Origin of the sequence: Simonsiella muelleri ATCC 29453 (assembly GCF_002951835.1) — a bacterium.
Lineage (GTDB): Bacteria > Pseudomonadota > Gammaproteobacteria > Burkholderiales > Neisseriaceae > Simonsiella > Simonsiella muelleri.
In genome coordinates, this window is the sequence record NZ_CP019448.1 from 449,590 (window position 1) to 475,274 (window position 25,685).

The window sequence follows — 25,685 nt, forward strand, 5'->3', positions numbered from 1 at the left end:
TTAAGCGAATGAATCAAATGGTTTTCAGGCTGCCTGAACGATAACAATCTAAAAAATTAACGTTTAAACGCCAAAACCAACACGCCAGCTGCCACCAAACCAATACCCAACCATTCTTGTGAATTCGGGCGTTCGCCTAAAAAAATGACTGCAAAAATCGTTACCAAAACCAAGCTGAATTTGTCAATTGGTGCGACTTGTGAAGCATTGCCCAATTGCAAGGCTTTGAAATACGCCACCCATGATGCCCCTGTTGCCAAGCCCGATAAAATCAAAAATAGCCAGTTTTTCCCCGTTAAACTGCTTAACGGTTGCCATTTTTTCGTGTACGACAAAAACGCCACCAACGCCATCATAATCACAATCGTGCGAATAAATGTGGCAAAATCCGAATTGATGCCTTGTAAGCCAAGTTTTGCAAAAATTGCCGTTAATGCTGCAAAAACAGCAGATGCTGCTGCCCAATAAAACCAAATTGGCATAAAATTTTCTCCTGTTGAGATTTTAAGCTGCCTTACAGGATAAAAATTTTGTGTTACTGCAATTTAATTTACCATACTTTTTCCCTCTCTTTGGGATAAGGAATCAGTTGGTTGACAAAATTACCCTTAAGGTTGCCTAAATTTATTTAAAAAATTGTCCGCAACATGCTTTAAATTTGCGCCCCGAACCACAAAAACACGTTGATTTCATGCTGGGCAATGGCACAGTTGGGTCGATGAAATACCAGTTACCTGAAATTTGTACAAACGCTGATAATTCATCATGTTGTAGCATTTTTCCATGTTCCATAAAATACACGGTAAACGCCACTTGCGCATGATGCGGACGAATGTTGGTGATGTGTTGATGTACCGTTAAACCGAGCCATTGCGCGTTGTATGACCATTGGGTAATACTGGTTTTATCCAATAATGCTTGTTGTGCTGGCACAGTTGTTTTAATAATATAATCAATTTGTTGTAGTACATATGCTGCGTAACGCGACCGCATTAATTGTTCTGCTGTTTTGGGCTGTTTTGATTGTTCGTGATAAGGTTGGCAGCAATTTTCATATGGTTGTTGCGATTGACAAGGACAAGTTTGCATATTTTAACGCCATTCTCAACACCCAATTAACCCAGCAAATTGAGTAATTGGGTGTTGAATTTGTTGATTCAGTAAACAGCAAAAATTATGCGATAAAATTTTCCGAATAAAACGGTTAGATTGGTGAAACAGATTTTTTGTACGAACTATTTCCATGTTAAATCTCTCTGTTAATTGACCAATAACTGTTTCAATCATACGGCGACTATTTTTTAGCCATTTGAGAAATTGAGGACTTCTGTCATCTTTCATATTGCTACGATAAGGTGTTTGTAAATTAATATGGCTTTGTTTCATTTCATCTTTTAATTCAGAACTTAAATACCCTTTGTCCGCACCAACAAACCCTGTTTTGCCTTCTAAAAGTTCAGGTAATACCTGCCGTTCATCAACATTGGCAGCTGTAAAAGTAAAGGCTTTAATCATACCTGAGCGAGTAATCAAAAGATGACCTTTAAAACCATAATAGGTCTCTTTTTTGGAAGCGCAATAACCGAACGTCGCATATGCACGAAAATTTTGATGGCGTTTAGCTCGGGCAAATTTACAGACTGCAATAGGAAAGGCATCTGCATAATACTCTGTTTGCTCACACCAATTTGCAGTGATTTTTTGATGCATTTGTTGTTTAACCCAATACAAATTGGCACATTGTTTGGCAAAATTAGGGTAAGAGCCTAAATTGGGAAACCAATTTTGCCAATGTTGTTTGAAATATTGCCAAATTTTTTTATCGGTATCCATACCGAGAAATTCGCCAACAATTTCCATACAAATCAGTTCACAATCTGAAAGTTTGGGTGCAAAGCCACCTTGTCTTAATGGTTTTTGAACGAGCTGATTGTATAAAGCATCTACCATTAGATACGTTTTAATGATAAATTCGTCTTGGGGCATAACTGTCTCTCTTTCGGATTATCTTGACGGGTATCTTTAAGAGTGGGGTTATGCCCCTTTTTATTCAATTGCCATATCTTAATTAGATAGAGTTGAGAATGGCGTTATTTTACCATTTTTTAACAAAAACATGGTTATGATAGGGCTTTTTAATCATTTAGGGAATGGATTTGACGATAAAAATATAGGTGTTTGGCGTGGTGTTGGCGGTACGGACAAGTGGAACGCGTTTGGCGCAATTATTATGATTTTAGGCTGCTTATTTTTCAGGCAGCCTGAAAATTTTATGGCATTAATAAAGTCAATTCAGCACACAAGCCGTGAGTAGGTAAATTTTTTAAATTTAAAGACATATTATGTAATGTGGCGGCGGTTTCCACGATGGATAAGCCTAAACCGCTACCATTTTGTGTTTGTCCCGCTGGACGATAGAATCGGTCGCGGATATGCGACATGTGTTCGATGGCGATGCCCTTGCCTTCATCGGTAATGCTGATGGCGGTTTCATGGATTTGCAGCGTAACGGTGGTATATTCAGGGCTGTATTTGATGGCGTTATCCAGCAAATTGCGGAGCATGAGTTGGACGAGTAGGGGGCTACCAAATTTGGGTAATTTTAGGCTGCCTGAATGCGCTTCGTATTTCAAACGAATGTGTTTTTCACGTGCTGAAGGATTAACCAATGACAAACTTTGCCGTGCTAAATTGTCCCAATTTAGGGGTTCGGTTTCAGGCAGCGTGTCCATTGGGTCAAGTCGCGACAAGATGAGTAATTGGTCGGTTAGGTGGCTGGCACGTTCTAAGCTATTGATAATTTGTTGAATATGATGTTCACGTTCTTCGGCGGTTTCTGACATTGCCAATACTTCGGTTTGAATTTTGAGTGCTGCCAGTGGGCTGCGTAATTCGTGTGCGGCGTCTGCGCTGAAACGGCGTTCGCGTTGCATGGCGATGCTGGCACGTTCCAACAATCGGTTAAATGATTGAACCAATGGTAAAGTTTCAGCTGGCACATTTTCGCTGATGGGTGTGAGATGATTGCCTTGTCGTTGTTGTAATTGTTTGGCGAGCAAATTCAGTGGTTGCAAACCGCGGTAAATGCTGTGCCAAATTAAGCCAAGAATAATCGGCAATGCAATCAATAACAATATGAATTGTAACCAAATATTGTCATACATGCTTTCATACCGTTCTTCCCAGCGTTGCGACACGGCTACGGTAAAATGAGTTTGTGCATCATGCAAATAAATGTATCGCCAAGCATTTGGTTGCCACCATTGATGGCTGTCTTTCGTTGTAGATGCAGCCTGAAAAGGAATGTGCTCGCCTTCAGAATCAGCGAGTAACAATTTATCATGATGCCAAATGGCAAAACCATTATCGTCATCATCGTGTGTGATGGCATTGGTATATTGGGGCAGGCGGTCGCTGATAAGCATTAATGTGTGTGCGAGTTGTTGCATACGGCTGTCTTCTGCATCATTGATTTCGCTGACAATATTGATTGCGCCACCGATGCACGCCGCCAGCCAAATAATGGTAAAGCCTGCGCCCAGTGGCACAATCAAGCGACGTTTTAAAGAAGAAACCGCCATGATTACAAACCTTTATCATAAATAAAAAAATGCAGCCTGAAAACGTTGATAAATAATAGTGAGATAAAATACAAAAGTAAATTTTATTTCACTATACCAAACGTTTTCAGGCTGCCTGAATTTGGTGGAGCGGGTGATGGGAATTGAACCCACGTCAATAGCTTGGGAAGCTAATGTCTTACCATTAGACGACACCCGCTAAAATAAAAGGCAGCCTGAATATTCAAAAAATTCAAACTGCCATGATTTTTAATGGATTAAGCCAAAGCAGCTTTTGCTTTTTCAACCAATTGAGCAAACGCAGCTTTATCAAATACAGCCAAATCAGCCAATACTTTACGGTCTAATTCAATTGCAGCGCGTTTCAAACCGTTCATGAATTTGCTGTAAGACAAACCGTTTTGGCGAGCACCTGCATTGATACGAGCAATCCACAATTGACGGAATTGGCGTTTGCGTTGACGACGGTCGCGATATGCATATTGACCAGCTTTCATCACCGCTTGTTTAGCGATGCGATAGACATTTTTGCGACGACCACGATAGCCAGTAGCTAACGCAATCACTTTTTTGTGACGAGCACGAGCGGTAACACCGCGTTTTACGCGTGGCATAATTTAACTCCTTTAAGCGTAGGGCAACATTTTAGCAACAGAAGCCAAATCGCGTTCATGCACCATAGAAGTGCCACGTAATTGGCGTTTATTTTTTGTGGTTTTTTTGGTCAAGATATGGCGTTTGAACGCATGAGCGCGTTTTACACCACCGTTGCCCAAGACTTTAAAGCGTTTTTTCGCGCTAGACTTGGTTTTCATTTTAGGCATAGTAAGCTCCAAATGTTTTAGATAAGGCTGAAGGCGATTTATTAATGAAACATTAATAAATACTTGAAACCCAAAGCCACGGTTTTTCGCTGCACAATAAAACACTTTCCTGACGCAGCGTTTCATCAGGAAAGCGCGAGATTATAGCTTTATTTTTTTTTGGGTGCAACCATCATAACCATTTGACGACCTTCCATTTTTGGAAATTGTTCAATTTGACCGTCCTCAACTAACTCAGTTTTGATGCGTTCAAGCAATTGTGCGCCAATTTCTTGGTGCGCCATTTCACGACCACGGAAACGTAAAGTAACTTTGACTTTGTCGCCACCTGACAAAAACTCTTTGATTTTGCGCATTTTAATGTTGTAATCGCCGTCATCGGTTCCAGGGCGGAATTTGATTTCTTTGATTTGCACTTGCTTTTGCTTTTTCTTGGCTTCGTCTCGCTTTTTGGATTGTTCGTATTTGTATTTACCGAAATCCATCAATTTGCAGACAGGTGGTTTGGCGGTAGGGGAAATTTCCACCAAATCAACATCTTGTTCTTCTGACATTGCCAAGGCTTCTTTCAGGCTCACAACGCCGAGTTGTTCGCCGTCTCCACTGATTAAACGCACTTCTTTGGCAGTAATTTCGCCGTTAATTCGTGCTTCGCGTTCTTGCTGTGCGATGATAATGCTCCTATTAAATAACAGTTATTGGGACAATACGTTTAATGATTAATCTAATATATATACTTAAGATTAAGTAAACGTAGGTTAGATATTTGAGCGATTTTACTCGCTTTCAGGCTGCCTGAAAAGAATTGCATTTAATTTATTCGTTTTTACCCAAAAAATTAACTGTACAAATGAATTAATTATGAATGGTTCCTATGCTTCAAGTAACCTGAAATTTTGTTGATTTTATTGATTTTCTTGAATCCATTTGCGCCAAGTTTGGAATAATTCGGGCTGAATCGCCGCAATTACCGAACGCTTAAACGTGTGTTTCCCACTCCAAAATTCATCACCTTCCAATGTGGCAAGTTGCCCGCCAGCTTCGGTAAAAATCAACGCACCAGCCGCATAATCCCAGAGATTTTGCCCACCATGTACATAAACATCATATCGTCCCGATGCCAAATAACACCAATCCAATGTGCTGCAACCCATGCTACGAATGCTGCGGACAGGAGCTAACATATGGATTCTACTGGATAATTTTCCAGAACACAAATGCTTCACTTCTGCGCCCGCCACCGCATCATACAAACGATTGGACGATTGGCGAAGTGGCAATTGGGTTTGATTTAAATATGCGCCGTGTCCAAGTTTGGCGGAAAAAAGTTCTTGTGAAACAGGATTGTAAATCACACCAATTTGTGCCACGCCTTGCTGAATAAACGCCACCGATACGGCAAAATGTGGCAAGCCATTGGCAAAATTGGTTGTCCCATCAATCGGATCGAGTACCCATAATCCTGATTTTGCATGATTTTTCCACAATTCATGTTGTGCTTTTGGCGACATTTCTTCGCCTAAAACAGGCGCAGCGATGATTTCAGGCAGCCTTTGACTGAACGCGTTTTGTGCCGCAATATCCGCTTCCGATAGCAAACTGCCATCGGGTTTTTGCTGCACAGCCGTGTTGAGAAAACGGGGCATAATTTCTTGTATCGCAATGAGTTGTACAAGTTTCTTTAATGATTCAAGTGATTGCATTGTGGGCGTAGTGGAATAAATTTTGTTAGAATGGAAAACTTCCTTTTTCAGGTAGTCTGAAAATAACAGCGGAATAAACCAGCATCATAAGTTCGTGGACAACGTTGTACCATTGCGTTTATTTCGCTGTATTTTGTTATTCTTTTATTTGAGTCAAACATTATGCCACGTTTCTATTTTCCTGTTAATTTGATTCCTGATTCTGAATGGACATTGCCGGATAATTTGGTGCGCCACATTCACGTTTTACGTTTACGCGTGGGCGAGCAAATCACGCTATTTAATGGCGATGGTGCAGCGTATTCGGCACAATTATTGCAATTAGAAAAACGCCACGCAACGTGTCGTGTATTATTCAGGCAGCCTGAAAATACCGAAAGCCCATTATCAATCAAACTGGTACAAGCCATTTCCAGTGGCGAGCGCATGGATTTTACCATCCAAAAATCGGTGGAGTTGGGTGTGGTGGCGATTCAGCCTGTGATGAGTGAGCGCAGTGTGGTGCGTTTGAGTGGCGAACGTGCGGATAAACGGGTACAACGTTGGCAGGAAATTGCGATTTCAGCGTGCGAACAATGTGGACGCAATACGATTCCCGATATTTTACCGATTGTTTCATTTGAACAATATTTGCGACAAAAATCCGATGAATTGCACATTTTGATGAGTTTACGCCAAGCACGAAGTCTGAAAGATTTACCTACGCCTACGCGTGTAACGTTGATGATTGGTGCGGAGGGAGGTTGGACGCAAGCCGAAGAAAATGCTGCATTTTCTGCTAATTGCCAAGCAGTTGTATTGGGTAAGCGCGTTTTGCGGACGGAAACTGCCAGCCTAGCGGCCATTGCAGCCATGCAAACATTATGGGGCGATTTCGTTTGAATTTGTTGGCAAATGAGCAAAACATTTTTCATACAATGGCGTTAATGCCAATACGGTTTCGCCAATCCAATTCACGCAATTGGTTTGCGCCAAGTGGTCGCGGTCAATGTGTTTACCAATACAAAAAAAATCATCAGATGACTGTAAAATTAAATTATTTTGTTGATTTAATTTTAAATAATCTGAATATTCGTTTTCATTATCATGCCACACATCAAAATCTGCATAACGTGCTACGTCCAAATTATCTAACCATTGATTGTAATCGGGTAAGGAAATTGCCGACACATTTGCTTTATAACAATGCCAGTCCAGTGATACTGTTAAACGCTTACGATTCAATAAAATAGATAAAATCGCTGCCGATTGATTGTAAATGGCATATTTAAAATACGCAAAAAAATGAGCCCGAACCTGCCAACCATTGCACCAACGTTCAATATGTGGTGGTTGAAATTGTGGATTTATTTCAATTAGTTGTGTATAAACTTGATTGATGACGCTTTTCCAATCTTCCCATGCGATTTTGTAATCGGTTTTTAATTGGGGAATGGTGTCGGGGGCATATTGTTTTAATTGAGAAAATTGAAAAAATGGACGATTAAATACATCGCAATGTTGTGCGGTTAACATAAACAATCCTTTCAGTCAGCCTGAAAATACAATTTTTCAAAAGGACAAGGCGAGTGCCGTGTACATTTGGTATCTTAACATAAGAGGCAAGCAACATTTTAATTTTAAATGACTATACATTAAGTGTGTCGGCAACGCAGTAGGTGAGATGGATAATTTGGCTATAAAGTGCGTTATGTGTATGATTTGTTGGACACATGTTTTTTTCAGGCTGCCTGAAAAATCATCAATCAATTCATTTAATTGTAAAAGTCAAATAAATTCAACTATTTTTGCTATAATATGCGCCATTTTGGTTACAATCGCGCAAATTCATGCGTTTAATCGCTTGTAATTTGCGCTGTTTGCACTATATGTACAACAATAAATTGAAACTCATTGGTCTGAAAGTCAAATTTTTGGCTATCGCAGACATCATTTTCGTGATTTGTGCAACCTTGTTACCCCATTCATTTTATGGACAGAATGGCTAAAATCTTTGCAGTGGTAAATTAAATCACAAATTAAATCAATGGATTATTATTATGTTACCCAACAATACCCATTTTCATGACCACGATTCCGATAACGAAGAACAATTATCTGATAATCGCCCACTCACACCCGAAGAACAACGCGCTCGTTTGCGCCAACTGATTATTTTTGGCAAAGAACGTGGCTACATTACCTATGCTGAAATCAATGATACCTTGCCCGACGATATGTCGGATGCAGAACAAATTGATAATATTGTTAATATGATTCAAGGGCTTGGTATTCAGGTAACCGAAGAAGCACCCGATGCCGAAACCTTGTTGATGAGTGATAACAGCGCGGCAGTTGCTGATGAAGACGCAGTTGCTGAAGCCGAAGCCGCTTTATCTCAAGCCGATTCCGAATTCGGACGAACCACCGACCCTGTGCGTATGTATATGCGTGAAATGGGGCAGGTGGAATTACTAACCCGTGCTGATGAAATTATTATTGCCAAAAAAATTGAAAATGCCTTGAAAAACATGATTCAAGCTATTTCTGCTTGTCCAGGTTCGGTGGGCGAGATTTTGGCGTTGATTGACCAAATCAAAAAAGATGAAATTCGCGTTGATGAGGTGGTGGAAGCCATTATTGACCCAAATGAAGTGTTGTTGAACGAATTGGGTTTGTCGCATTTGGAAAATGGTGCGTCAGAAGATGACACTTCCAGTGAGTCAGACGATGCCGATGACGACGAAGAAGACGAAGAAGATGCTTCAGGTAGTAACCTGGAAGGGCAGAATTTAGAAGAATTAAAAGCTCAAGTTATTGAACACTTTAAACAAATTGGAAAAAGCTACGGCTTAATGATTAAGGCTTTGGAGAAATACGATAGCAAACACACTAAATATTTAGAGCATCGCGATGCCATTGCCAGCAAATTGTTAGAAGTGCGTTTTTCTACTCGCCAAATTGAAAAATTGAGTGAAAGTTTGCGCGGTCGTGTGGATTTGATTCGCAAATTAGAACGCGAAATCCGCGATATTTGCTTAGACCGAGTACGCATGGATAAAGATTACTTCATTAGCAGCTTTTTGCCTAACGCCACCAATTTGAATTGGATTGAAGACGAAATTAACAAAAATCGCGTTTGGAGCGAAACTTTACAACGCTTTAAACATGATATCTTAGAAAAACAAACCGAAATGTCAAATTTGGAAGCCCATGCGCGTATTTCCATTGAGGAATTGAAAGAAATCAGCAAAAACATGGTTGTTAGTGAAAAAGAAACCGCAGCAGCCAAACAAGAAATGATTCAGGCAAATTTGCGTTTGGTGATTTCCATTGCGAAAAAATACACCAATCGCGGTTTGCAATTCCTTGATTTAATTCAAGAAGGTAATATTGGCTTGATGAAAGCGGTGGATAAATTTGAGTATCGTCGTGGCTATAAATTCTCTACTTATGCAACTTGGTGGATTCGCCAAGCCATCACGCGTTCCATCGCCGACCAAGCTCGAACCATTCGTATTCCTGTGCATATGATTGAAACCATTAATAAAATGAATCGTATTTCGCGCCAATATCTGCAAGAAACTGGCGAAGAACCCGATTCCGCTAAATTGGCTGAATTAATGGAAATGCCAGAAGATAAAATTCGCAAAATCATGAAAATCGCCAAAGAACCCATTTCTATGGAAACGCCAATTGGTGATGATGAGGATTCGCATTTGGGTGATTTTATTGAAGATGCGAACAATGTTGCGCCGTCCGATGCGGCGATGTATTCTAGCTTGCGCGAAGTAACCAAAGATGTACTAGAAAGCCTGACACCACGCGAGGCCAAAGTGTTGCGTATGCGTTTCGGTATTGACATGAACACAGATCATACGCTGGAAGAAGTCGGTAAACAATTTGATGTAACACGCGAGCGTATTCGCCAAATTGAAGCCAAAGCATTACGTAAATTACGCCACCCAACGCGTTCGGATAAGCTGAAAAGTTTCTTAGATAGCGAAGAAGGGAAATAAGTTTTCAGGCTGCCTTGATGTTTTTAAGTTCAGGCAGCCTGAAAATTTTTAATTGATTTGTTGTTTCAACTATTGCCTGTATTCACAGCCAAGCGCGGTGTCTTTTGACATTCGCACTAACTGGGACAAAATCCACTTCACGTTGGCTATGAATACAGGTTCTAAGTAGGTAATGGTACAACTTATTTTTTAACTGCTTTGCGTGATATAGCTGAAATCGTGCCAATTTGCCGCCAACATCAACTGCCCTTGAGTGTTGGATAAAAAATAGTCGTTTGGTTTTGCTTGTTGAAACAATGGGATAATATCAGCTGAATTCATTAATACAAAAACATAAGTCCATTGACGTTCATCAATGTGATTGAACAAACACAGTGGCTGCATGGTTTGACTGATTTCCATTAAAATAGAAATAAATTTACCTTGATTATCAAATGTATAATTTCTTGCTTCTTTTTCATTGAGATAGCAGAATCCCACTTCTGGGCGCAGACTCATGCCAAATTCAAAAATTTCAGTTAAACTGGCAATATACTGCTTACCATCATCGGAATTAGTAACATTAAATTCTAAATTCAGCTGTCGTGCCGATACAATCAAGTTGCCAATTAAACTGTTTTTGCCAACCAAATTTAAAATATTTTGTATCATGTCGGTTTGCTCGGATTACGATTTTTTGTAGGGTATGTTTTAATACACAGCAAAACGTACCCTAAATCAAGTTGTGGTTATTTTTGAAAGCGTTATTTTAATAATTTTGTGAAGAATTTTGTACGTGAAATTAAAAGTTTATCTAATAAATACACAAATAAAATTGCCATCGCTGCGGTCGGAAAAATCAACGCAACCACACACAAAATGATCGCTGCTGCTCGCCAATTTGCCACTTCACGCCCTTGTGCTGGCGGACACAAACCCGAAGCACGTGGGCGGCGTTTCCACCACATCACATAACCACTGACCCCCATTAAAATGACCGCCAAACAAAACACGACATTCAGTGCAATTGACCACCAACCCATTGTTCCCATATGAAAAGCGATGCTTACCACCATAAACTTGCCAAACCAGTTGTAATCTTTAAAGTTAATATCTGCCAAAATTTTGCCTGAATAACGGTCTATGTGCATGGTTCGGTCGGCTGTGGGGTTGGGGCTGTCATAACTCATTGAATCTTGGTTAATTGTCCATACACCTTTTTCGCCTTTGGGGAAATAGATTTGGTAGCGTCCGTTGGTGGCGAAACCTTGTTCCCGAGCGAATCTGTCTACGGTGTCAAACGTCATGGGTTCGTTTGGATTAATGCCGTTTTCGCCCAAAGTGCTGCCTGAAATGGGCATTGGGGTTAATTCCAAAATCCATGGAATTTCTTTGGTTTTTCCGTCATTTAAATCACCGTGTAACAACGTAGATTCAGGGTTGGGCGCAACGCCCCATTTTCCCGCAGGAAATTGCGACCACGCTTGTACCATTTTGCCCCCCCAAATGCCAGCCCATGCCATACCAGATAAGCAAAATAACAATAATATCAGTGAAATATATGTTCCTAATGCGCCGTGTACACCACGCCAGCCAGAGCGTCCTGCACCCAATTTACCAGTAGAGAACATTTGACTGATATGGCGTTGGCGTGCGCACCACCACAAATACCAGCCCGTCAAAATCATCAATACGGTTAAAGATGCCGTCGTTTCAAGCAAATAGTCACCGAATTTTCCCATCAGTAAATCGCCATGTAATTCGTCCATCAAGTGATACAAATTTTGATTGCGTTCAAAGGTTTGTACCACTTGAGCGGTGTAGGGGTTTACTGCAACCATTGTGGCTTTGCCATCGCCATCGTTGACGCGAAAAACCGCAACAGTATCGGGTGATTGTGGCGAGATATATTGGATGACCGCGCCATGTTCTTTGTCCACCGCATCAAGTGCTGCTTGAGCTTGCTGGGAAACGGGTTGAGTTTGGGCTTGTGGTATGACGTTAATGTATTGATTTTCTTTGCCAATGGTCTTGGCAAGCAACAGCATCGCCAAGCCAGTGGCCGCCAGTAGCATCAAAAGTGGCGCAATCAAGATGCCTGCGTAAAAATGCCATCGCCAAATGGTAAAGTAGTGTTGATTGGAATTGGGTTGCGTGTTCTTCATGGTGTTATCGTATATCAAGTCTAAAAGCGTCATTCTAAGGGAATTTGGCTGTATTTTCTATGATTATAGTCGTTTAAAATTAAGAACTTATGTTTATAAGGCTGATAACTTGATTTTATTGATAATTTTTGCAAATTTTATTTTAAACGACTGTATTTTTCAGGCTGTCTGAAACGTGTTGGCATCATACCAAATTCATTGGTAAAAATATGAAAATAGTGTTTGGGGCGATTGATTTGATTTAGAATAGGGCGATTATTTGATTAGGAAAATCATGATGTCTGATTGTGTATTGTGTGCCGAATTTGGCGAAGAAGTTTTATTTAAAACAAATCATTGGCGAATTATTGTAGTTCATGATGATGTCAAAGCTCCTGCATTTTGTCGCGTGATTTGGCACAATCATGTGGCGGAAATGACCGATTTGTCGCCCGATGAACGCACCGAATTCATGAATGCAGTGTACGCAGTGGAAACCGCAATGCGTGAAGTGTTGCAGCCTGCTAAAATCAATTTGGCGAGTTTGGGGAATGTTGTACCGCATTTACATTGGCATATTATTGCGCGTTTTACGGAAGATGCGTGTTTTCCTGCGCCAATTTGGGCAAATGCGGTACGCGAATCGGCTTTAAGGCTGCCTGAAAATTGGGTGCAACAAGTGCAACAAAAATTGATTTCGTATTTTCAGGCTGCCTGAAAAATATTATTTAATTTTATCAAAGGAATATGATTAATGAATTCTTTTTTATCACGCCGCCGTTTGTTGCAAGGCGCATTGGTGGCGACTGGAAGTGGTATTTTGACTGCGTGTGGTGGCAGCAACTCATCAGTTCAAAATCAAAAAAACTCCAATAAACCTAATACAGAAAGCCGTCCTACCGTGAATTCAACCGTGAATCGTCCTCAAACTCAACCAGTGGTACGCCATGTGCAAGCCAGTAGTCAAAATACCATGCGTTTGTTTGCGTCATCGGGTTTTGCGGAAGATGCTAACCGTATTCAAACAGGTTTGGATAGACTGTTTGCGGCGGGTTTTGCGATTACCAATCATAATGCTGCGTATCGGCGTTATCAGCGATTTGCAGGCAGCGATGCCGAACGAATTAACGATTTTCAAGATGTGGCAACGGGGCGCGTTCCTACGCCTAAGGTGTTGATGGGGGTGCGTGGTGGTTATGGTGCGGCGCGAATTTTGGCGAATGTAGATTGGGCGAGTTTGGGTGCGCGTATGCGTGAGGCACAAACTTTATTGTTTGGATTCAGTGATGTAACCGCAATTCAAATGGCTTTGTTGGCGCAAGGTGCCATGCCAAGTTTTGTGGGACCGATGTTGTACAGTGAATTTGGCAAACCGTCTCCCGACAGTTACACTATGGACAATTTCACGCAAAATACCACAAATAATCAAAGCACTGTGTTTGTAACTGAATTTCAAAGCCGCAATGTGCGCAATGTTGATGGGATTTTGTGGGGAGGTAATTTGAGCGTATTGGCATCGTTGGTGGGAACGCCATTTATGCCTAGAATTCAAGGTGGTATTTTGTTTTTGGAAGATGTCGCTGAGCAGCCGTACCGCATTGAACGGATGTTGTACACTTTGCATTTAGCAGGTATTTTGAAACAGCAACAAGCGATTGTATTGGGTGATTTTCGCATGGGCAATATTCGGGACACTTACGACAGCAGTTTTAATTTGGCGGCTGTGGCACAAAATATTTCACGCGCGGCGAATATTCCTGTTTATACGGGCTTTCCGTTTGGGCATGTTGCGCAGAAAACGACTTTTCCGTTGGGTGCAAAAGCAAGTTTGCGTGGTACGGGGGGCGGTTATTCCATCACGTTTAGCGGTTATCCGACTCTCAATCCAAACGCATTGAATTTGGCAGCATTAAAGCCGATGCAAGAATTTAATTTTATTGATAATTCTAATTTGAATTTCAATACCGACAGCGAATTTTAATGAAACAGGCAGCCTGAAAGACAATGCGTTTAGCGAATTAAATTGACCCAATCATTTTTCAGGCTGTCTAAATTTAATGGGTTAATTTCAAAGGAAAAAACATGAAACACACATTGATTTTAGCGACTGCTTTTATTTTAGCGGCGTGTCAAACTGTGCCACCGACATCATCGTCAGCTGCATCAACATTGCCACAAACCGCCTCTGCCAGCGTTGCGGCACCATCGGTCAAACGCGTATGGCGATTGAGTCAATTGACAGGTTTTGCGCCTAATCAATTGCAAAATACATTGATGGATTGGACGACTTTACCGTCTGCTTACGCGGATATGGGTTGCAATAATATGCGTTTTCAAGCAGTTATTGATGGAAGAGGCAGCCTGAATGTTTCGGGCATCACTGCCACGCGTATGATGTGTCCTGATTCGATGAAATTGGAGAATACGTTTGCGACTGTATTACCGAAAATGACGGGATATCGTGTGGAAAGTATGGATACGTTGGTCTTGTTTAATCAATCTGGCGATGAAATGCGTTTTACCAGCAAATAAATGTTCAGGCAGCCTGAAACTTTTGTCTTGTTGTTTTGAGGCTGCCTGAAATCAAAATATAGGCTAGAATCTAATTTGATAATTTTTCAATGTTTTTTGTAAGATAAAGTCATTTTTATTTTGCAACCAACTTTCTTTCCAAATTTTTTTGGCTTGTTCGGTGTCGCCTAATTTCCAATACAATTCACCCAAATGTGCGGCGATTTCGGCATTAGTGGGTTCATTTTTGTAGGCGTATTCTAGATATATTTTGGCGGTTTCGTAATCACCTTTTTGGAAATACGCCCAACCCATGCTGTCGTTGATGGCGGCACTTTCAGGCTGCGCTTGATAGGCTTTGGTGATTAAATCAAAACCTTCATTCATGGTTTCGGGTTGCGAAAGCAAGGTGTAACCGAGTGAATTTTGCGCGTGTGCATTGTCTGGATTTAATATCAAAAACGCGCGTAAATCTTTAATCGCATCGTGTGGGCGGTGCATTTTATCGGAATACAAAATACCGCGTTGATAAATTAAATTGTTTAAACGTGCGGCATTACCTTGCTGTTGTGCTTTTTTGATTAACTGATTGATTTCATTTAATACAATAGCAGGTTTACGCACTTGCATCATGGCAGATAGATATATTTGTTCGCGTTGAACATTGTCAAAAAAATGCGTTTGTAAATTAGGGGTAAGTGAACGCTGATTGTTGTAAAGCGCGATGGTTTTTTCCCAATTATTTTGTGCGCTAGAGAGCGACATTTCCAACACATTTTTAACAAATGCATAATCAGACGATTCAATTTTTTTCAACCAATTTGCGCTTTGTACCCAATTTTTTTCATTGAGAAAATTCAACATCATCATGGTGGCGGCACGTGATTTTTGTTCAGGTGTACCGATGTTATAGGCTTGTTCTAAATATTGTTTGACTTGGTTGTTGTCGCTATTTTTATTATGCTCAAACGATTGAGCGGCGGCTAAAAAATACAAATTGGCCTGTGGTTTTTTGGTAAGCAGAGTTTGTAAACGGGTGCTGGCTTTTTTGTATTGTTTATTTTGAATCAAATTTTCAATTTCCAATTCTTGCCAAGTTGGGGATAATTTCAGGCTGTCATTTTTATCAAAAAAATCGCTTAATGTATCGGGCTGTTCATGCACCACAAACGACAGTGCCGAACGCGATGGCAAACTCAAATTTTCATCAATTTGACTCAATTTTTTTAACGCTGACAAAATGCGTGATTTTTCGCGATTACCAGTACTGAACACCAAATCCAAAATATTGGCTTCCAGCATATTAGGGTAACGCATAACCAATTGATGTACTTGTTTATTACCAGTTCGGAGCATATCAGGATTGTGCAGACTCACTTGTGCCAACAACAAGAAAATGCGCTTAATTTGTTCATTGGATGCTTCGTTCAAAATGGTGTTAAGTTGTCCAAAAGTGTGATTGACATCGCCTTGCCCCAACGCGCGCGCCCATGCAATACGGCGTTGTGCGGGGCTGGCGTTGGGTTCAATTTTTTGCCAGATTTGGAAAATTTGTTCTGATAAGAGAAAATTGCCTGTACTGGTTGCCAATTCTATGGCGCGTTCTGCGACTTCGGGGTCTTGGGTGTTGGCTAAAATGCGCAGATAGGTATTTAAAGCCAGTGTGGTGTCTCCACGTTCGGCGGCAAGTTCTGCACCAAGTAGCGTGAATGTATTTTGTGCATCTTCAATGATTTGCTCGCGCATCACTCTTTGAGTTGCATCGGAAACACGTTTGATTTCGGGTGATTGGAGTGTGGGATTATCGGACGAATTGGCGGCAAACAGGCAGCCTGAAAAAGTTAAAGTCAGCAAAGTAGCAATTTTGTGTGATGAATGTTTCAATAATGGCATGGTATTCATCCATGAAATAAAAAAATAAAGATGTGTGAATTTTATACCAAACTGGCGCATCACAAACAATTTCATGAATGATTTTGAGAGTAAATTGAAGAAAAATTGATTTAAAGATTAGATAAAGAGATTTTCAGGCTGCCTGAAACCTTTGCAAAACTCCATATTATATTGGGTGCATTTCTTCGCGATGCGCTTTTCTAAGGCTTGAAATATTTCAATATTATCTCTGCGCATTCTCAAATAAAATTGACTTGAAGTAGCGGGCTTTGCACGCGCCATGTTTTTTTCAGGCAGCCTGAAACCATATTTTTTCAAATTAAAATTTTGGCTTTTGCATTTTGCGCCACATACGCACATAACCAGACACCACTGGTGCAACCGCCAATACCAATTTAAACCACCATGATGCATACCAAGGTTTCACCAACATAACAACTTCTGATGTGGGCGTTGCGACCACGCCACGCACCGAAAACCAGTCCAGTAAAGGCCACCAACAAGCTACCAATGCGCCAATTAACAAAGGATAAATTTTCTCAATTCGTCCAGCTTGCCACAGCACAAACGCTACAAACGCCCATACCGCCGTAAATCCCGTAACCATCAATACATACGACCATTGCGCCCCTGTGAATCGTATCAATACATAAGTGATGACCACCCATAATACCGCCAAACACGCCATAATCACTTCTTCTGGTTTGTTCATCATGATGAAATTGCCTTTCTTGAGTTTGAATGAGTTAAAATATTTTTACTATACCTGAAAATCGATTAATCTGAAACCTTTGCAAAACCCTATCTTTGGTATATTTCTTCGTGATGTATTTCTTTGGTTTTTAAAAATATTTCAATATTATCTGTGTGTTATATGATTCTATCGCTTTGAACTGTGCTTAAATCTGAGGTTGTGCAAAGGTTTTAATCTAATGGTCAATTGCCCCTATAATATTCAGTTTGTTTTCATCATGGAATGTGAGATGTTGGTTCATTTGCAAAGTGTGTTGGTAATTTTGTTGCCGTTGTTTGTCGGATTTGGGTTCAAATTGCCCCAATTTATGTTAAAAATATTAGATAAATTATTGATGATTTTGGTGTATGTGATTTTATGTCTGATTGGCATGGGATTTGCCAAAACACCCAATTTAAGCAATGAATTAAGTAAGGTAGCAACGTATGCAATAGGGTTGTTTATTTGTTTGGCGGTGTGTAATTGTGTGGTGATGATTTGGTTTGACCGAATGTTTTTCAGGCAGCATCACCCATTTGAAGTTAATCAAATTAAGCGGCAAAAAATCGGTGTAGCCGACAGTGTCAAACAATTGATGATTTTATTTGTGGGCATTTTGCTCGGGCGAATGCTGCCTGAACATCATTTATCATCTGAAAAATTGAGTTTTTACGCGTTGATGTTGTTGATTTTTGTGGTGGGTTTGCAGATGCGCGGATATGGAATTGCGTTGCGACAAGTATTTTTGAATCGGCATGGTTTGTGGTTGAGCATGTGGTTTATGGTGTCGTGTGCGGTGGCGGGTTTGTTGTTTGCGCTGGTGTTGCCTGATGTGAGTTGGACGAAAGGTTTAGCATTATCATCGGGTTATGGTTGGTATTCGTTATCGGGGATTGTGATGACGCAAGCGTATGGTGCGACTTGGGGCAGTGTGGCATTACTTAATGATTTATTGAGAGAATTTGCGGCGTTGGTGTTTATTCCAATTTTGATGCGGCGTTATCCGAGTACGGCGATTGGAATAGGTGGTGCGGCCAGTTTGGATTTTATGTTGCCATTGATTCAAAAATCGGGTGGTTTGTTGGCGGTGCCTGTAGCGATTAGTTTTGGGTTTATTGTGAATGTGGTTGCGCCATTTTTGATGGTATTTTTCAGTGCATTTTCAAGTTGATGCACAAATTCAATCAAAATCGGCTAAAATAACGCACTTTTTTGAATTCATATTTTGAATAAAGTTGGTTTTCAGGCTGCCTGAAAACAATATGTGTATTGATTAAATAAAGTGTTAAATTAAATAACTAGGATAACTCATGCAAACAATTAATATTGGTCTGTTGGGATTAGGTACGGTGGGCAGTGGTGTGGCTCAGGTATTACGTGATAATGGTGCGGAGATTGCTCGTCGTTTGGGGCGTGAAGTTCGTATTTCTGCGGTGTGTGATTCACGTGCCGAACGTGCTGCACAATGGTGTCCGCAAGCAACTTTGGTTGCCAATCCCATGGAGTTGGTGCAGCGCGATGATGTGGATATTGTGGTGGAATTGTTTGGCGGTACGGGCGTGGCAAAAGACGTGGTACTCAAAGCGATTGAATCGGGCAAACACATTGTTACAGCAAATAAAAAATTATTGGCTGAATACGGTAATGAGATTTTTGCGTTGGCAGGCAAACATAATGTGATGGTGCAATTTGAAGCATCGGTGGCAGGTGGTATTCCTGTGATTAAGGCGTTACGCGAAGGTTTGGCGGCGAACAAAATTCAATCCATTGCAGGCATTATTAACGGTACAAGCAATTTTATTTTGACAGAAATGCGTGAAAAAGGCAGTACATTCAAAGATGTATTAGCTGAAGCGCAAAAATTGGGCTACGCCGAAGCCGACCCCACTTTTGATATTGAAGGACATGATGCAGGACACAAAATCACGATTATGTCTGCATTGGCGTTTGGTACACCCGTGAATTTTGGTGCGTGTTACTTGGAAGGCATCAGCCAATTAGACAGCCGCGACATTAAATATGCTGAAGAATTGGGCTATCGCATCAAATTGTTGGGCATCACGCGTAAAACCGAAAAAGGCATTGAATTGCGCGTTCACCCAACTTTGATTCCCGAATCATATTTATTAGCCAATGTGAATGGTGTGATGAATGCGGTGCGTGTGAATGCGGACATGGTAGGCGAGACCTTATATTATGGTGCTGGTGCAGGTTCTTTGCCGACAGCGAGTGCGGTGGTGGCGGATTTGGTGGATATTTGTCGTCTGATTTCTGCTGATAGGGAGAATCGTGTGCCTTATTTGGCGTTCCAGCCGAGTGATGTGCAACAAGCCAATTTTGTTAGCATGGATGAAATCAGCAGCAGTTATTATTTGCGTGTCCGTGCAGATGACCAAGCAGGCGTGTTAGGCACAATCGCCACGTTGTTAGCAAGAGAAGGCGTGTCGATTGAAGCTTTGATTCAAAAAGCGGTTTTGGACAACCATCAAGCGGAAATTGTGATTTTGACGCATCATACCATTGAGAAAAATGTCAAAAATGCCATTGAAGCCATTGAATCGCAAGAATGTGTGCGAGAGCCAATTATTTTGATTCGTATGGAAAGTTTAAATGGTTGATTTAGACAAGCAGCAGCCTGAAACACCCGAAAACCCTAATTCAGGCAGCCTGAAAGATTATCAAACCACTGGTTTTAAATCCAAAAAACGTCGTGTACTGATTATTTGGTTACGCGTGATTGCGTTGATGTTTGCGGCGTTTTTCTTTTTGAGTAAATGCGCTATGAGCAAATCGGACGCGAAAATAGCGATTATGGAAAGTTGCATCAAAAACGTCCCTTTTTCGCCACAATGGCAAAATGCGTTAAAAGTACGCAATTTGGTGGACGGTGGCGAACATATGGCAGCAGATTATTGCGTGTGTATGTGGAATGACCCATTGCAAAAACTGGGTGTGAAGCAAATTCAATCGTTTGCTAAAATTTCGCAAGAAGAGCAATTGAATTTACTCGGTGGCAAAGACGCATTTATTCAACGTGATAAAATGTGTATGGATAAATTAGTGAAATAAATTAAAATAAATGCCAATGATTTTGCAAAATCAGAATGTTGGCATTTTTTCAATTGTTCTTAGGCAGCTTATTTTTTCAGGCAGCCTGAAAAAGGAATCACACATGAAATTAAATAAAATAGACATCAAAATGATTGTGGAAAAACTCAAAATTATTCCCAATATGTTGATAAAAATAATAAAATTAGCACACGCTCGTTTTAAAGCCCTACCTGTTGAACGCCAACGCGGTATCATCAAAGGTGGTATTTTGTTTGTGTCGGGAATGTTGGTGGGGATTTTAATCACGTTGGGCATCGTCAAAAGTAGTGGTGGCAACAGCACCAACGATGCCGCGTCCGCCGAAGCCAGCGCGTCCGCCACTACCAATTCAAATGCAATCGATTGGAGTGATTTGGTCAGCACGATGTGTGCGCCTCATTCATCGCTGAATTTATTGGCGATGAAAATGGATTTTCCGTTTGCCAAATGTATGCGCGACAATGGGCAAATTGACAGTGCGTGTGTGCAGCAAGATGCGATGCGGTTTGCGCCGAGTTTGCCTCATCCGTATCAACAAAGTTTAGGTCGCGTGTCGGTGCAAGTTAGTGCCGCCGAAGACGGTTCGCAAATTGTGCATTATGTGATGCCATTGCAGAATGCGGCGTTCCAGCAATTACCGCTTTCGGCTTTGGCGGTTAATATCGCCACCAAATCCACTGCCACCACGCCAATTGGTTGGCAAACGCCCAGTCTGGCGATTCAGGGTGATTACAGCACCATTAAATCGGTGTTGGCGAATGCTGCGCCTGCGCCACAAACGCTGTATTATGCGAATATTCCTGCCACCAGTGATGCACTGCCTGGCCCATTTGAAACGTTGGAAGAAGCCCGAATCGCTACCAAAAAAGCAGGTGGTAAAGTTAATGACATCAAAAAACAAACCATTTCATTGCAGGCCAATTTCCAAGATGGTTTGAATGAAGTTGTTTTGAGTTGTGTAGCAAATTCTAGCAAATAATCAATAAATTATAAGTATTTTCAGGCTGCCTTTTGAATTTAACATGAATAAAAGGCAGCCTGAAAAATAAAAGTAAGAAAAACATCATGGATTTTGTAGAACAAGATTTGAGTCAAGTTTTAACGGTGCAATCGTATCGTGAATCGGTATTTGAAATTGATGGAAAATCATATAATTATCCAATTATTTTGGGTAAGCAAATTTTTAGGCTGCCTGAAAAACAAGTCGCTGATTTGACCCTAGAAAGTTTTCAGGCTGCCTTGAATGCAGGCGCAACGCTGATTATCATTGGAACAGGTACGCAGCATCAATTTCTGCCTTTTATTGTGCAGGCACAATTGTCGCAACATGGCGTGGGTGTAGAATGTATGAACACGGCGGCGGCGTGTCGCACGTTGGCGATGGTACAAAGTGAGGGGCGCAATGTGTGGGCATGGTTATTTAATTAATTGATTGGTAAATAAAAATGTTAAAAAATATTCAAGCGGTGGCGTTTGATTTGGACGGCACATTGGTGGATTCGATTCCTGATTTGGCGGCATCGGCAAACGCGATGCGCGTGGAGCTGGGATTGGCTGAACTGCCACGCGAAACCGTGCAAAGTTATGTGGGCGATGGTATCAATGCGTTGGTGCATCGTGCGTTGAGTGGCGATTATCATGGTAAGGTAAATGCGAATTTGTTGGAACGTGGTTTCCCTGTTTTCATGCGCCACTACGCGCATCATATTGCCAATGCCACGCGTCCGTATCCCGAAACCGAAGCGGGTTTGGGTTTACTCAAAACGTTGCATTTGCCTTTGGCGGTGGTAACGAATAAAAGCGAAATGTTGGCAGTTAAATTATTGAAAGAATTAAATTTATTGGATTATTTCAGTATTGTTGTGGGTGGCGACACGCTGCCTGAACGCAAACCGTCTCCAGAGCCATTGTGGTATGTGGCGGAAATTTTGGGCGTTGCGCCTGAAAATATGTTGATGGTGGGCGATTCGCATAACGATCTTTTGGCTGCTAAAGCAGCAGGTTGTTTGAGTGTTGGTGTAACATTTGGATACGGTAACATGGCGCAATTGGCGTGTGATGATGCGACTCGTCCCGATTTGATTGTGAATAAATTGCCTGAAATTTATGAAAATTTGCGTCCAAGCCAGCCGAAAGATTAACCATGCCCAAAGCCGAAAAATCATTAAAAAGCCGTGCGTTGGAATATTTATCGCGCCGTGAAATGAGTAAGTTGGAATTAAAACGTAAACTTGCGCCTTACGCCGAAGACGAAGCAGAAATTGATGCAGTACTGGCGGAATTTGCGGATTTGAATTGGCAATCAGATGAACGATTTACCGAGTCGTTTATGAACAGCAAATCGCGCAAACATGGGCGAATGCGGTTGCAACAAGCCTTGACGCAAAAAGGCGTGGATGCGGACATCATCGCCGAATATTTGCCTAATGCAGAAGAAGAATTGGCGCACGCTTGCGAAGTATTACGTAAAAAATTTAGGCAGCCTGCAAAAAATATCAATGAAAAACAAAGACAAACGCGTTTTTTATTGTATCGTGGTTTTGGTTACGACATCATTCAGCAAGCCTTAAATTTAGCGTGGCAAGATGCGGATGATGTGTCCAGCGAATAAACAATTTTCAGGCAGCCTTTTAAAATGAGAGACAACTGATGATTTATTTATGAAGTGAGTTTTGCAGGAAAAATGATTCAATTTCAGGAAAATAACCATAAAATGAATTGTCAATTGTCTCTGATTTGTCTGAAAGTGTTTTGTTTCTTTGATTACAATGAAATTGCTGCATCTAAAGCGATATAAATCATATCGTTAAATGTATTTTGGCGTTCTGCGGACGAGGTGTATTCTTTGCGGACAATGTGATCGGAAACCGTGCAAATGGTTGCTGCCTTTGCGCCAAATTCTGCCGCCACACCATAAATGCCAGCCGCTTCCATTTCTACACCTAAAATGCCATATTTTCTTAAGGTTTCAGTAAGTTGCGTGTCGGGGTGATAGAATAAATCTGATGAGAATAAATTGCCAACTTTGGCGTGAATACTGCGTTTTTGGGCAGCCTGAAACAAGGCTTGCGTGATGCCAAAATCGGCGATGGCAGCAAAATCGTGGTCGCGGAAACGCATACGATTCACTTTGCTGTCGGTACACGCGCCCATGCCAATCACAACATCGCGTACATACACATCGTCCAAAACCGCACCACACGAACCCACGCGAATCAAATTTTTTACGCTGTATTCGGTTATTAACTCTTTGGCGTAAATGGAGCAAGACGGAATGCCCATACCATGCCCCATCACAGAAAGGCGTTTGCCTTGATAAGTGCCTGTGTAACCAAACATATTACGAACAGCCGTAACCTGTTGCGCGTTTTGCAAGAAATTTTCTGCAATGTATTGAGCGCGTAAAGGATCACCTGGCATCAAAACCGTTTCGGCAAACGCACCTGATGGCGCGGAAATGTGTGGAGTAGCCATATGATTTTCCTTAAAAAATTATTCAGACCAATTAACCCAATTCATCACCCAAGTCAGTAAAATAATGCCACCAAAAATAATCCGATAATAAGCAAATGGGACATAATTTTTACGCGAAACAAATCGCAATAATGCGCGAACCGTTACTAAACCAGCCACAAACGCCGCCACAAAACCCACACCAATTAAGCCCGCATCTGCCATGGTAAATAAATCACGGTGTTTGATAATATCGTAAAAAGTCGCGGCAATCATCATCGGTACAGCCAAGAAAAATGAAAATTCAGTTGCTACTTTGCGTTCCAAACCCCACAGCATACCGCCCATAATCGTGCTGCCTGAACGCGAAGTCCCTGGAATCAACGCCAAAACTTGTGCTAAACCCACCATCAACGCATCACGCGGTCGCATACTTTCTACTGTTAAAACTTTGGCAGGGCGGCTTTGTGTGCGTTTTTCAATCCACAAAATCAAAAAACCGCCAATCACCAGCGCCATCGCCACACTCACAGGATTGAATAAATATGTTTTAATCATTTTGCTAAACAGCAAGCCCATTACCGCCGCAGGCACAAATGCAATCGCCAAATTGACCACAAAACGATTCACTTCGCGGTCGCGTCCAAAATTCAAAATCACATTGGTAAAACGCGAGCGATATTCAAACACCACTGCCAATACCGCGCCCAATTGAATCGCAATTTCAAATACTTTTCCCGTGCTGTGGAAATCCAATAAGCTGCCGAACACAATCAAATGCCCCGTGCTGGAAATGGGCAAAAACTCGGTTAAACCTTCAATAAAGCCTAAAATCAAAGCTTTAAGTACTAGTATCATATCCATAATTAATTTTTCAGTTTGCAAAAAAACAGCATTATAAAGAGAGACTCTAAAACCAATCAAGACAATGACGGATTCAGCATTTGACGAAATGAGATTAAATCAGAGAAAAATGAGTCGTGGCTTAATTTTTCATTTATTCAAAAAATGAATTTCAGGCTGCCTGAAAAAAAGGCAGCCTAAAAATACAGGTTCTTAATTATTTGGCAGCTTGCACCGCAAATGAACCGCCTTTGCTTTTTGGGGTTTTGACTGCTGCTTTGGGGGCAGGATTTTTCATACCGCGTTCTTGACGAACTTTTTCAATTAATTCGTCCAAAGTGGTCATGCCAGCTTCAAAACCATTAGGGAACAACAATTTATATTTACCACCCACAATCATGGTTGGGGTACTTTCCACGCCAAAATCTGAAGTACGTTGTGCCATTTGTTGTGCTTGGGTTTGGTTGCTAAATGAGTTGTATGCTGCTAAAACTTTTTTGCCATCAAAAACAGTTTGTTCTGATAACCATTTAGTGGTGGTAGCGGGGTCATTCAAATCAATTTGTTGGTCAAAAACAGCAGAGAAAATCGCGGGATTAGCTTGTTGTTTTGTACCAGACTGATTCACAGCAGCCGCCAAACGTGCAAAACCCAAGTGTGCATCATGATCCCAAACCACATGATCGGTATGGAAATAGGTATCGCTTGGAAATGTTTTGACTTTTTTCAATAAAATGGGGTCTAAATTTTTACAATGAATACAAAAATACCCAAAAAATTCTAAAACTTCAATTTTGTCTTTTTCTATTTGCGGCATGGGTTTTTTTAAAATTTCATAGTCTTTGCCTTCGGTTAATGCGAAAGCTGGACTGCTCAAAGTCACGCCCAATAAAGTTGCCAATAACAATTTTTTCATATTGATTTTCCTAAAAA

Annotated in this window: 28 protein-coding genes and 1 tRNA gene; 12 read left to right on the forward strand and 17 right to left on the reverse strand. The window is 41.1% G+C overall.

Translation table 11 applies throughout. The annotated features are described in order from the left end of the window. Positions 1 to 56 precede the first annotated feature (56 nt). The 9 genes from BWP33_RS02165 to BWP33_RS02205 all read right to left on the reverse strand — a co-directional run bounded on the left by BWP33_RS02165 (position 57) and on the right by BWP33_RS02205 (position 6,108). Positions 57 to 482 carry an EamA family transporter gene (locus tag BWP33_RS02165; RefSeq protein WP_002641009.1) on the reverse strand — a complete coding sequence of 142 codons (426 nt, stop codon included), beginning with the start codon at positions 480 to 482 and terminating at the stop codon, positions 57 to 59. 142 nt (positions 483 to 624) lie between these two features. Beyond that, entirely contained in the window at positions 625 to 1,089 is a 465-nt protein-coding gene (locus BWP33_RS02170) for a YchJ family protein (RefSeq protein ID WP_002641008.1), read from the reverse strand. 15 nt (positions 1,090 to 1,104) lie between these two features. Next, positions 1,105 to 1,986 (reverse strand): IS982 family transposase, encoded by an 882-nt coding sequence (locus BWP33_RS02175; protein WP_104930280.1) that lies wholly within the window; start codon positions 1,984 to 1,986, stop codon positions 1,105 to 1,107. A 284-nt stretch (positions 1,987 to 2,270) separates the two neighbouring features. Then, positions 2,271 to 3,581 (reverse strand): ATP-binding protein, encoded by a 1,311-nt coding sequence (locus BWP33_RS02180; RefSeq protein ID WP_002641007.1) that lies wholly within the window; start codon positions 3,579 to 3,581, stop codon positions 2,271 to 2,273. Between the two features lie 125 nt (positions 3,582 to 3,706). Beyond that, positions 3,707 to 3,780 (reverse strand) — tRNA-Gly (locus tag BWP33_RS02185). Positions 3,781 to 3,838: 58 nt separating this feature from the next. Continuing rightward, positions 3,839 to 4,195: a 50S ribosomal protein L20 gene (gene rplT / locus BWP33_RS02190; protein ID WP_002641006.1), complete on the reverse strand. Its 357-nt coding sequence runs from the start codon at positions 4,193 to 4,195 to the stop codon at positions 3,839 to 3,841. A 12-nt stretch (positions 4,196 to 4,207) separates the two neighbouring features. Then, complete coding sequence (gene rpmI, locus BWP33_RS02195; protein ID WP_002641005.1) at positions 4,208 to 4,405, reverse strand: 50S ribosomal protein L35; 198 nt, start codon at positions 4,403 to 4,405, stop codon at positions 4,208 to 4,210. Positions 4,406 to 4,554: 149 nt separating this feature from the next. Continuing rightward, positions 4,555 to 5,076 (reverse strand): translation initiation factor IF-3, encoded by a 522-nt coding sequence (gene infC, locus BWP33_RS02200; RefSeq protein ID WP_104930286.1) that lies wholly within the window; start codon positions 5,074 to 5,076, stop codon positions 4,555 to 4,557. 234 nt (positions 5,077 to 5,310) lie between these two features. Continuing rightward, a complete protein-coding gene (locus BWP33_RS02205; RefSeq protein ID WP_002641003.1) occupies positions 5,311 to 6,108 on the reverse strand; it encodes an inositol monophosphatase family protein in 798 nt (265 codons plus the stop codon). Between the two features lie 162 nt (positions 6,109 to 6,270). Between BWP33_RS02205 and BWP33_RS02210 the strand changes: the two genes are divergently transcribed. Further along, positions 6,271 to 6,990, forward strand: a complete 720-nt coding sequence (locus BWP33_RS02210) for a 16S rRNA (uracil(1498)-N(3))-methyltransferase (protein WP_002641002.1) — start codon at positions 6,271 to 6,273, stop codon at positions 6,988 to 6,990. On the opposite strand, the gene BWP33_RS02215 is transcribed toward BWP33_RS02210, so the two are convergent. Continuing rightward, positions 6,970 to 7,623, reverse strand: a complete 654-nt coding sequence (locus BWP33_RS02215) for an HI_0552 family protein (protein ID WP_002641001.1) — start codon at positions 7,621 to 7,623, stop codon at positions 6,970 to 6,972. The two genes, BWP33_RS02210 and BWP33_RS02215, sit on opposite strands and share 21 nt — an antisense overlap. Before the next feature lie 524 nt (positions 7,624 to 8,147). Here BWP33_RS02215 and rpoD point away from each other — a divergent pair. Continuing rightward, positions 8,148 to 10,106 (forward strand): RNA polymerase sigma factor RpoD, encoded by a 1,959-nt coding sequence (gene rpoD / locus BWP33_RS02220; protein WP_002641000.1) that lies wholly within the window; start codon positions 8,148 to 8,150, stop codon positions 10,104 to 10,106. Positions 10,107 to 10,295: 189 nt separating this feature from the next. Here rpoD and BWP33_RS02225 read toward each other — a convergent pair whose 3' ends face one another. Further along, positions 10,296 to 10,757, reverse strand: a complete 462-nt coding sequence (locus tag BWP33_RS02225; protein WP_002640999.1) for a hypothetical protein — start codon at positions 10,755 to 10,757, stop codon at positions 10,296 to 10,298. 92 nt (positions 10,758 to 10,849) lie between these two features. Further along, a complete protein-coding gene (locus tag BWP33_RS02230; RefSeq protein WP_040628429.1) occupies positions 10,850 to 12,250 on the reverse strand; it encodes a PepSY-associated TM helix domain-containing protein in 1,401 nt (466 codons plus the stop codon). Between the two features lie 274 nt (positions 12,251 to 12,524). Between BWP33_RS02230 and BWP33_RS02235 the strand changes: the two genes are divergently transcribed. The 3 genes from BWP33_RS02235 (at position 12,525) to BWP33_RS02245 (ending at position 14,761) form a co-directional block, all read left to right on the forward strand. Continuing rightward, positions 12,525 to 12,947 (forward strand): HIT family protein, encoded by a 423-nt coding sequence (locus BWP33_RS02235; protein ID WP_002640997.1) that lies wholly within the window; start codon positions 12,525 to 12,527, stop codon positions 12,945 to 12,947. 36 nt (positions 12,948 to 12,983) lie between these two features. Continuing rightward, complete coding sequence (locus tag BWP33_RS02240) at positions 12,984 to 14,210, forward strand: LD-carboxypeptidase (protein WP_002640996.1); 1,227 nt, start codon at positions 12,984 to 12,986, stop codon at positions 14,208 to 14,210. Positions 14,211 to 14,311: 101 nt separating this feature from the next. Continuing rightward, a complete protein-coding gene (locus BWP33_RS02245; protein WP_002640995.1) occupies positions 14,312 to 14,761 on the forward strand; it encodes an META domain-containing protein in 450 nt (149 codons plus the stop codon). A gap of 63 nt (positions 14,762 to 14,824) precedes the next feature. Here BWP33_RS02245 and BWP33_RS02250 read toward each other — a convergent pair whose 3' ends face one another. Both BWP33_RS02250 and BWP33_RS02255 read right to left on the reverse strand, forming a co-directional pair. Continuing rightward, the gene (locus BWP33_RS02250; RefSeq protein WP_002640994.1) at positions 14,825 to 16,633 is read right to left on the reverse strand and encodes a tetratricopeptide repeat protein; all 1,809 of its coding nucleotides are present in this window, start codon (positions 16,631 to 16,633) and stop codon (positions 14,825 to 14,827) included. A 319-nt stretch (positions 16,634 to 16,952) separates the two neighbouring features. Next, positions 16,953 to 17,348, reverse strand: a complete 396-nt coding sequence (locus BWP33_RS02255; protein WP_002640993.1) for a hypothetical protein — start codon at positions 17,346 to 17,348, stop codon at positions 16,953 to 16,955. A gap of 268 nt (positions 17,349 to 17,616) precedes the next feature. Between BWP33_RS02255 and BWP33_RS02260 the strand changes: the two genes are divergently transcribed. The 7 genes from BWP33_RS02260 to recX all read left to right on the forward strand — a co-directional run bounded on the left by BWP33_RS02260 (position 17,617) and on the right by recX (position 23,067). Further along, a complete protein-coding gene (locus BWP33_RS02260; protein WP_002640992.1) occupies positions 17,617 to 18,537 on the forward strand; it encodes a LysO family transporter in 921 nt (306 codons plus the stop codon). Between the two features lie 139 nt (positions 18,538 to 18,676). Continuing rightward, positions 18,677 to 19,984, forward strand: coding sequence for a homoserine dehydrogenase (locus BWP33_RS02265; RefSeq protein ID WP_002640991.1), 1,308 nt, complete (start codon positions 18,677 to 18,679; stop codon positions 19,982 to 19,984). After that, on the forward strand, positions 19,977 to 20,435 hold the full coding sequence (locus tag BWP33_RS02270) for a hypothetical protein (protein WP_002640990.1): 459 nt from the start codon (positions 19,977 to 19,979) through the stop codon (positions 20,433 to 20,435). The genes BWP33_RS02265 and BWP33_RS02270 overlap by 8 nt, the downstream gene beginning before the upstream one ends. 103 nt (positions 20,436 to 20,538) lie before the next feature. Then, positions 20,539 to 21,435, forward strand: coding sequence for a hypothetical protein (locus tag BWP33_RS02275; protein ID WP_002640989.1), 897 nt, complete (start codon positions 20,539 to 20,541; stop codon positions 21,433 to 21,435). An 86-nt stretch (positions 21,436 to 21,521) separates the two neighbouring features. After that, the gene (locus BWP33_RS02280) at positions 21,522 to 21,884 is read left to right on the forward strand and encodes an Mth938-like domain-containing protein (RefSeq protein WP_002640988.1); all 363 of its coding nucleotides are present in this window, start codon (positions 21,522 to 21,524) and stop codon (positions 21,882 to 21,884) included. 17 nt (positions 21,885 to 21,901) lie between these two features. Continuing rightward, positions 21,902 to 22,597 carry a phosphoglycolate phosphatase gene (locus BWP33_RS02285; RefSeq protein ID WP_002640987.1) on the forward strand — a complete coding sequence of 232 codons (696 nt, stop codon included), beginning with the start codon at positions 21,902 to 21,904 and terminating at the stop codon, positions 22,595 to 22,597. Positions 22,598 to 22,599: 2 nt separating this feature from the next. Then, on the forward strand, positions 22,600 to 23,067 hold the full coding sequence (gene recX / locus BWP33_RS02290) for a recombination regulator RecX (RefSeq protein WP_002640986.1): 468 nt from the start codon (positions 22,600 to 22,602) through the stop codon (positions 23,065 to 23,067). Positions 23,068 to 23,219: 152 nt separating this feature from the next. Here the strand turns inward: recX and deoD are convergent, their stop codons facing one another. The 3 genes from deoD to BWP33_RS02305 form a co-directional block, all read right to left on the reverse strand. Next, entirely contained in the window at positions 23,220 to 23,930 is a 711-nt protein-coding gene (deoD, locus tag BWP33_RS02295) for a purine-nucleoside phosphorylase (RefSeq protein WP_002640985.1), read from the reverse strand. A gap of 18 nt (positions 23,931 to 23,948) precedes the next feature. Next, a complete protein-coding gene (locus BWP33_RS02300; protein ID WP_002640984.1) occupies positions 23,949 to 24,773 on the reverse strand; it encodes an undecaprenyl-diphosphate phosphatase in 825 nt (274 codons plus the stop codon). A 196-nt stretch (positions 24,774 to 24,969) separates the two neighbouring features. Beyond that, positions 24,970 to 25,668 (reverse strand): thiol:disulfide interchange protein DsbA/DsbL, encoded by a 699-nt coding sequence (locus BWP33_RS02305; RefSeq protein WP_002640983.1) that lies wholly within the window; start codon positions 25,666 to 25,668, stop codon positions 24,970 to 24,972. Positions 25,669 to 25,685 lie beyond the last annotated feature (17 nt).

Coding starts and splice junctions, on each gene's coding strand:
- BWP33_RS02210 (WP_002641002.1), top strand. CDS start 6,271: ATGCCACGTTTCTATTTTCCTGTTAATTTGATTCCTGATTCTGAATGG.
- deoD (WP_002640985.1), bottom strand. CDS start 23,930: ATGGCTACTCCACACATTTCCGCGCCATCAGGTGCGTTTGCCGAAACG.
- BWP33_RS02285 (WP_002640987.1), top strand. CDS start 21,902: ATGTTAAAAAATATTCAAGCGGTGGCGTTTGATTTGGACGGCACATTG.
- rplT (WP_002641006.1), bottom strand. CDS start 4,195: ATGCCACGCGTAAAACGCGGTGTTACCGCTCGTGCTCGTCACAAAAAA.
- rpoD (WP_002641000.1), top strand. CDS start 8,148: ATGTTACCCAACAATACCCATTTTCATGACCACGATTCCGATAACGAA.
- BWP33_RS02165 (WP_002641009.1), bottom strand. CDS start 482: ATGCCAATTTGGTTTTATTGGGCAGCAGCATCTGCTGTTTTTGCAGCA.
- BWP33_RS02170 (WP_002641008.1), bottom strand. CDS start 1,089: ATGCAAACTTGTCCTTGTCAATCGCAACAACCATATGAAAATTGCTGC.
- recX (WP_002640986.1), top strand. CDS start 22,600: ATGCCCAAAGCCGAAAAATCATTAAAAAGCCGTGCGTTGGAATATTTA.
- BWP33_RS02230 (WP_040628429.1), bottom strand. CDS start 12,250: ATGAAGAACACGCAACCCAATTCCAATCAACACTACTTTACCATTTGG.
- BWP33_RS02280 (WP_002640988.1), top strand. CDS start 21,522: ATGGATTTTGTAGAACAAGATTTGAGTCAAGTTTTAACGGTGCAATCG.
- BWP33_RS02180 (WP_002641007.1), bottom strand. CDS start 3,581: ATGGCGGTTTCTTCTTTAAAACGTCGCTTGATTGTGCCACTGGGCGCA.
- BWP33_RS02245 (WP_002640995.1), top strand. CDS start 14,312: ATGAAACACACATTGATTTTAGCGACTGCTTTTATTTTAGCGGCGTGT.
- BWP33_RS02275 (WP_002640989.1), top strand. CDS start 20,539: ATGAAATTAAATAAAATAGACATCAAAATGATTGTGGAAAAACTCAAA.
- BWP33_RS02225 (WP_002640999.1), bottom strand. CDS start 10,757: ATGATACAAAATATTTTAAATTTGGTTGGCAAAAACAGTTTAATTGGC.
- BWP33_RS02265 (WP_002640991.1), top strand. CDS start 18,677: ATGCAAACAATTAATATTGGTCTGTTGGGATTAGGTACGGTGGGCAGT.
- BWP33_RS02235 (WP_002640997.1), top strand. CDS start 12,525: ATGATGTCTGATTGTGTATTGTGTGCCGAATTTGGCGAAGAAGTTTTA.
- BWP33_RS02240 (WP_002640996.1), top strand. CDS start 12,984: ATGAATTCTTTTTTATCACGCCGCCGTTTGTTGCAAGGCGCATTGGTG.
- rpmI (WP_002641005.1), bottom strand. CDS start 4,405: ATGCCTAAAATGAAAACCAAGTCTAGCGCGAAAAAACGCTTTAAAGTC.
- BWP33_RS02175 (WP_104930280.1), bottom strand. CDS start 1,986: ATGCCCCAAGACGAATTTATCATTAAAACGTATCTAATGGTAGATGCT.
- BWP33_RS02205 (WP_002641003.1), bottom strand. CDS start 6,108: ATGCAATCACTTGAATCATTAAAGAAACTTGTACAACTCATTGCGATA.
- BWP33_RS02305 (WP_002640983.1), bottom strand. CDS start 25,668: ATGAAAAAATTGTTATTGGCAACTTTATTGGGCGTGACTTTGAGCAGT.
- BWP33_RS02300 (WP_002640984.1), bottom strand. CDS start 24,773: ATGGATATGATACTAGTACTTAAAGCTTTGATTTTAGGCTTTATTGAA.
- BWP33_RS02215 (WP_002641001.1), bottom strand. CDS start 7,623: ATGTTAACCGCACAACATTGCGATGTATTTAATCGTCCATTTTTTCAA.
- BWP33_RS02270 (WP_002640990.1), top strand. CDS start 19,977: ATGGTTGATTTAGACAAGCAGCAGCCTGAAACACCCGAAAACCCTAAT.
- BWP33_RS02255 (WP_002640993.1), bottom strand. CDS start 17,348: ATGATGAACAAACCAGAAGAAGTGATTATGGCGTGTTTGGCGGTATTA.
- BWP33_RS02250 (WP_002640994.1), bottom strand. CDS start 16,633: ATGCCATTATTGAAACATTCATCACACAAAATTGCTACTTTGCTGACT.
- BWP33_RS02260 (WP_002640992.1), top strand. CDS start 17,617: ATGTTGGTTCATTTGCAAAGTGTGTTGGTAATTTTGTTGCCGTTGTTT.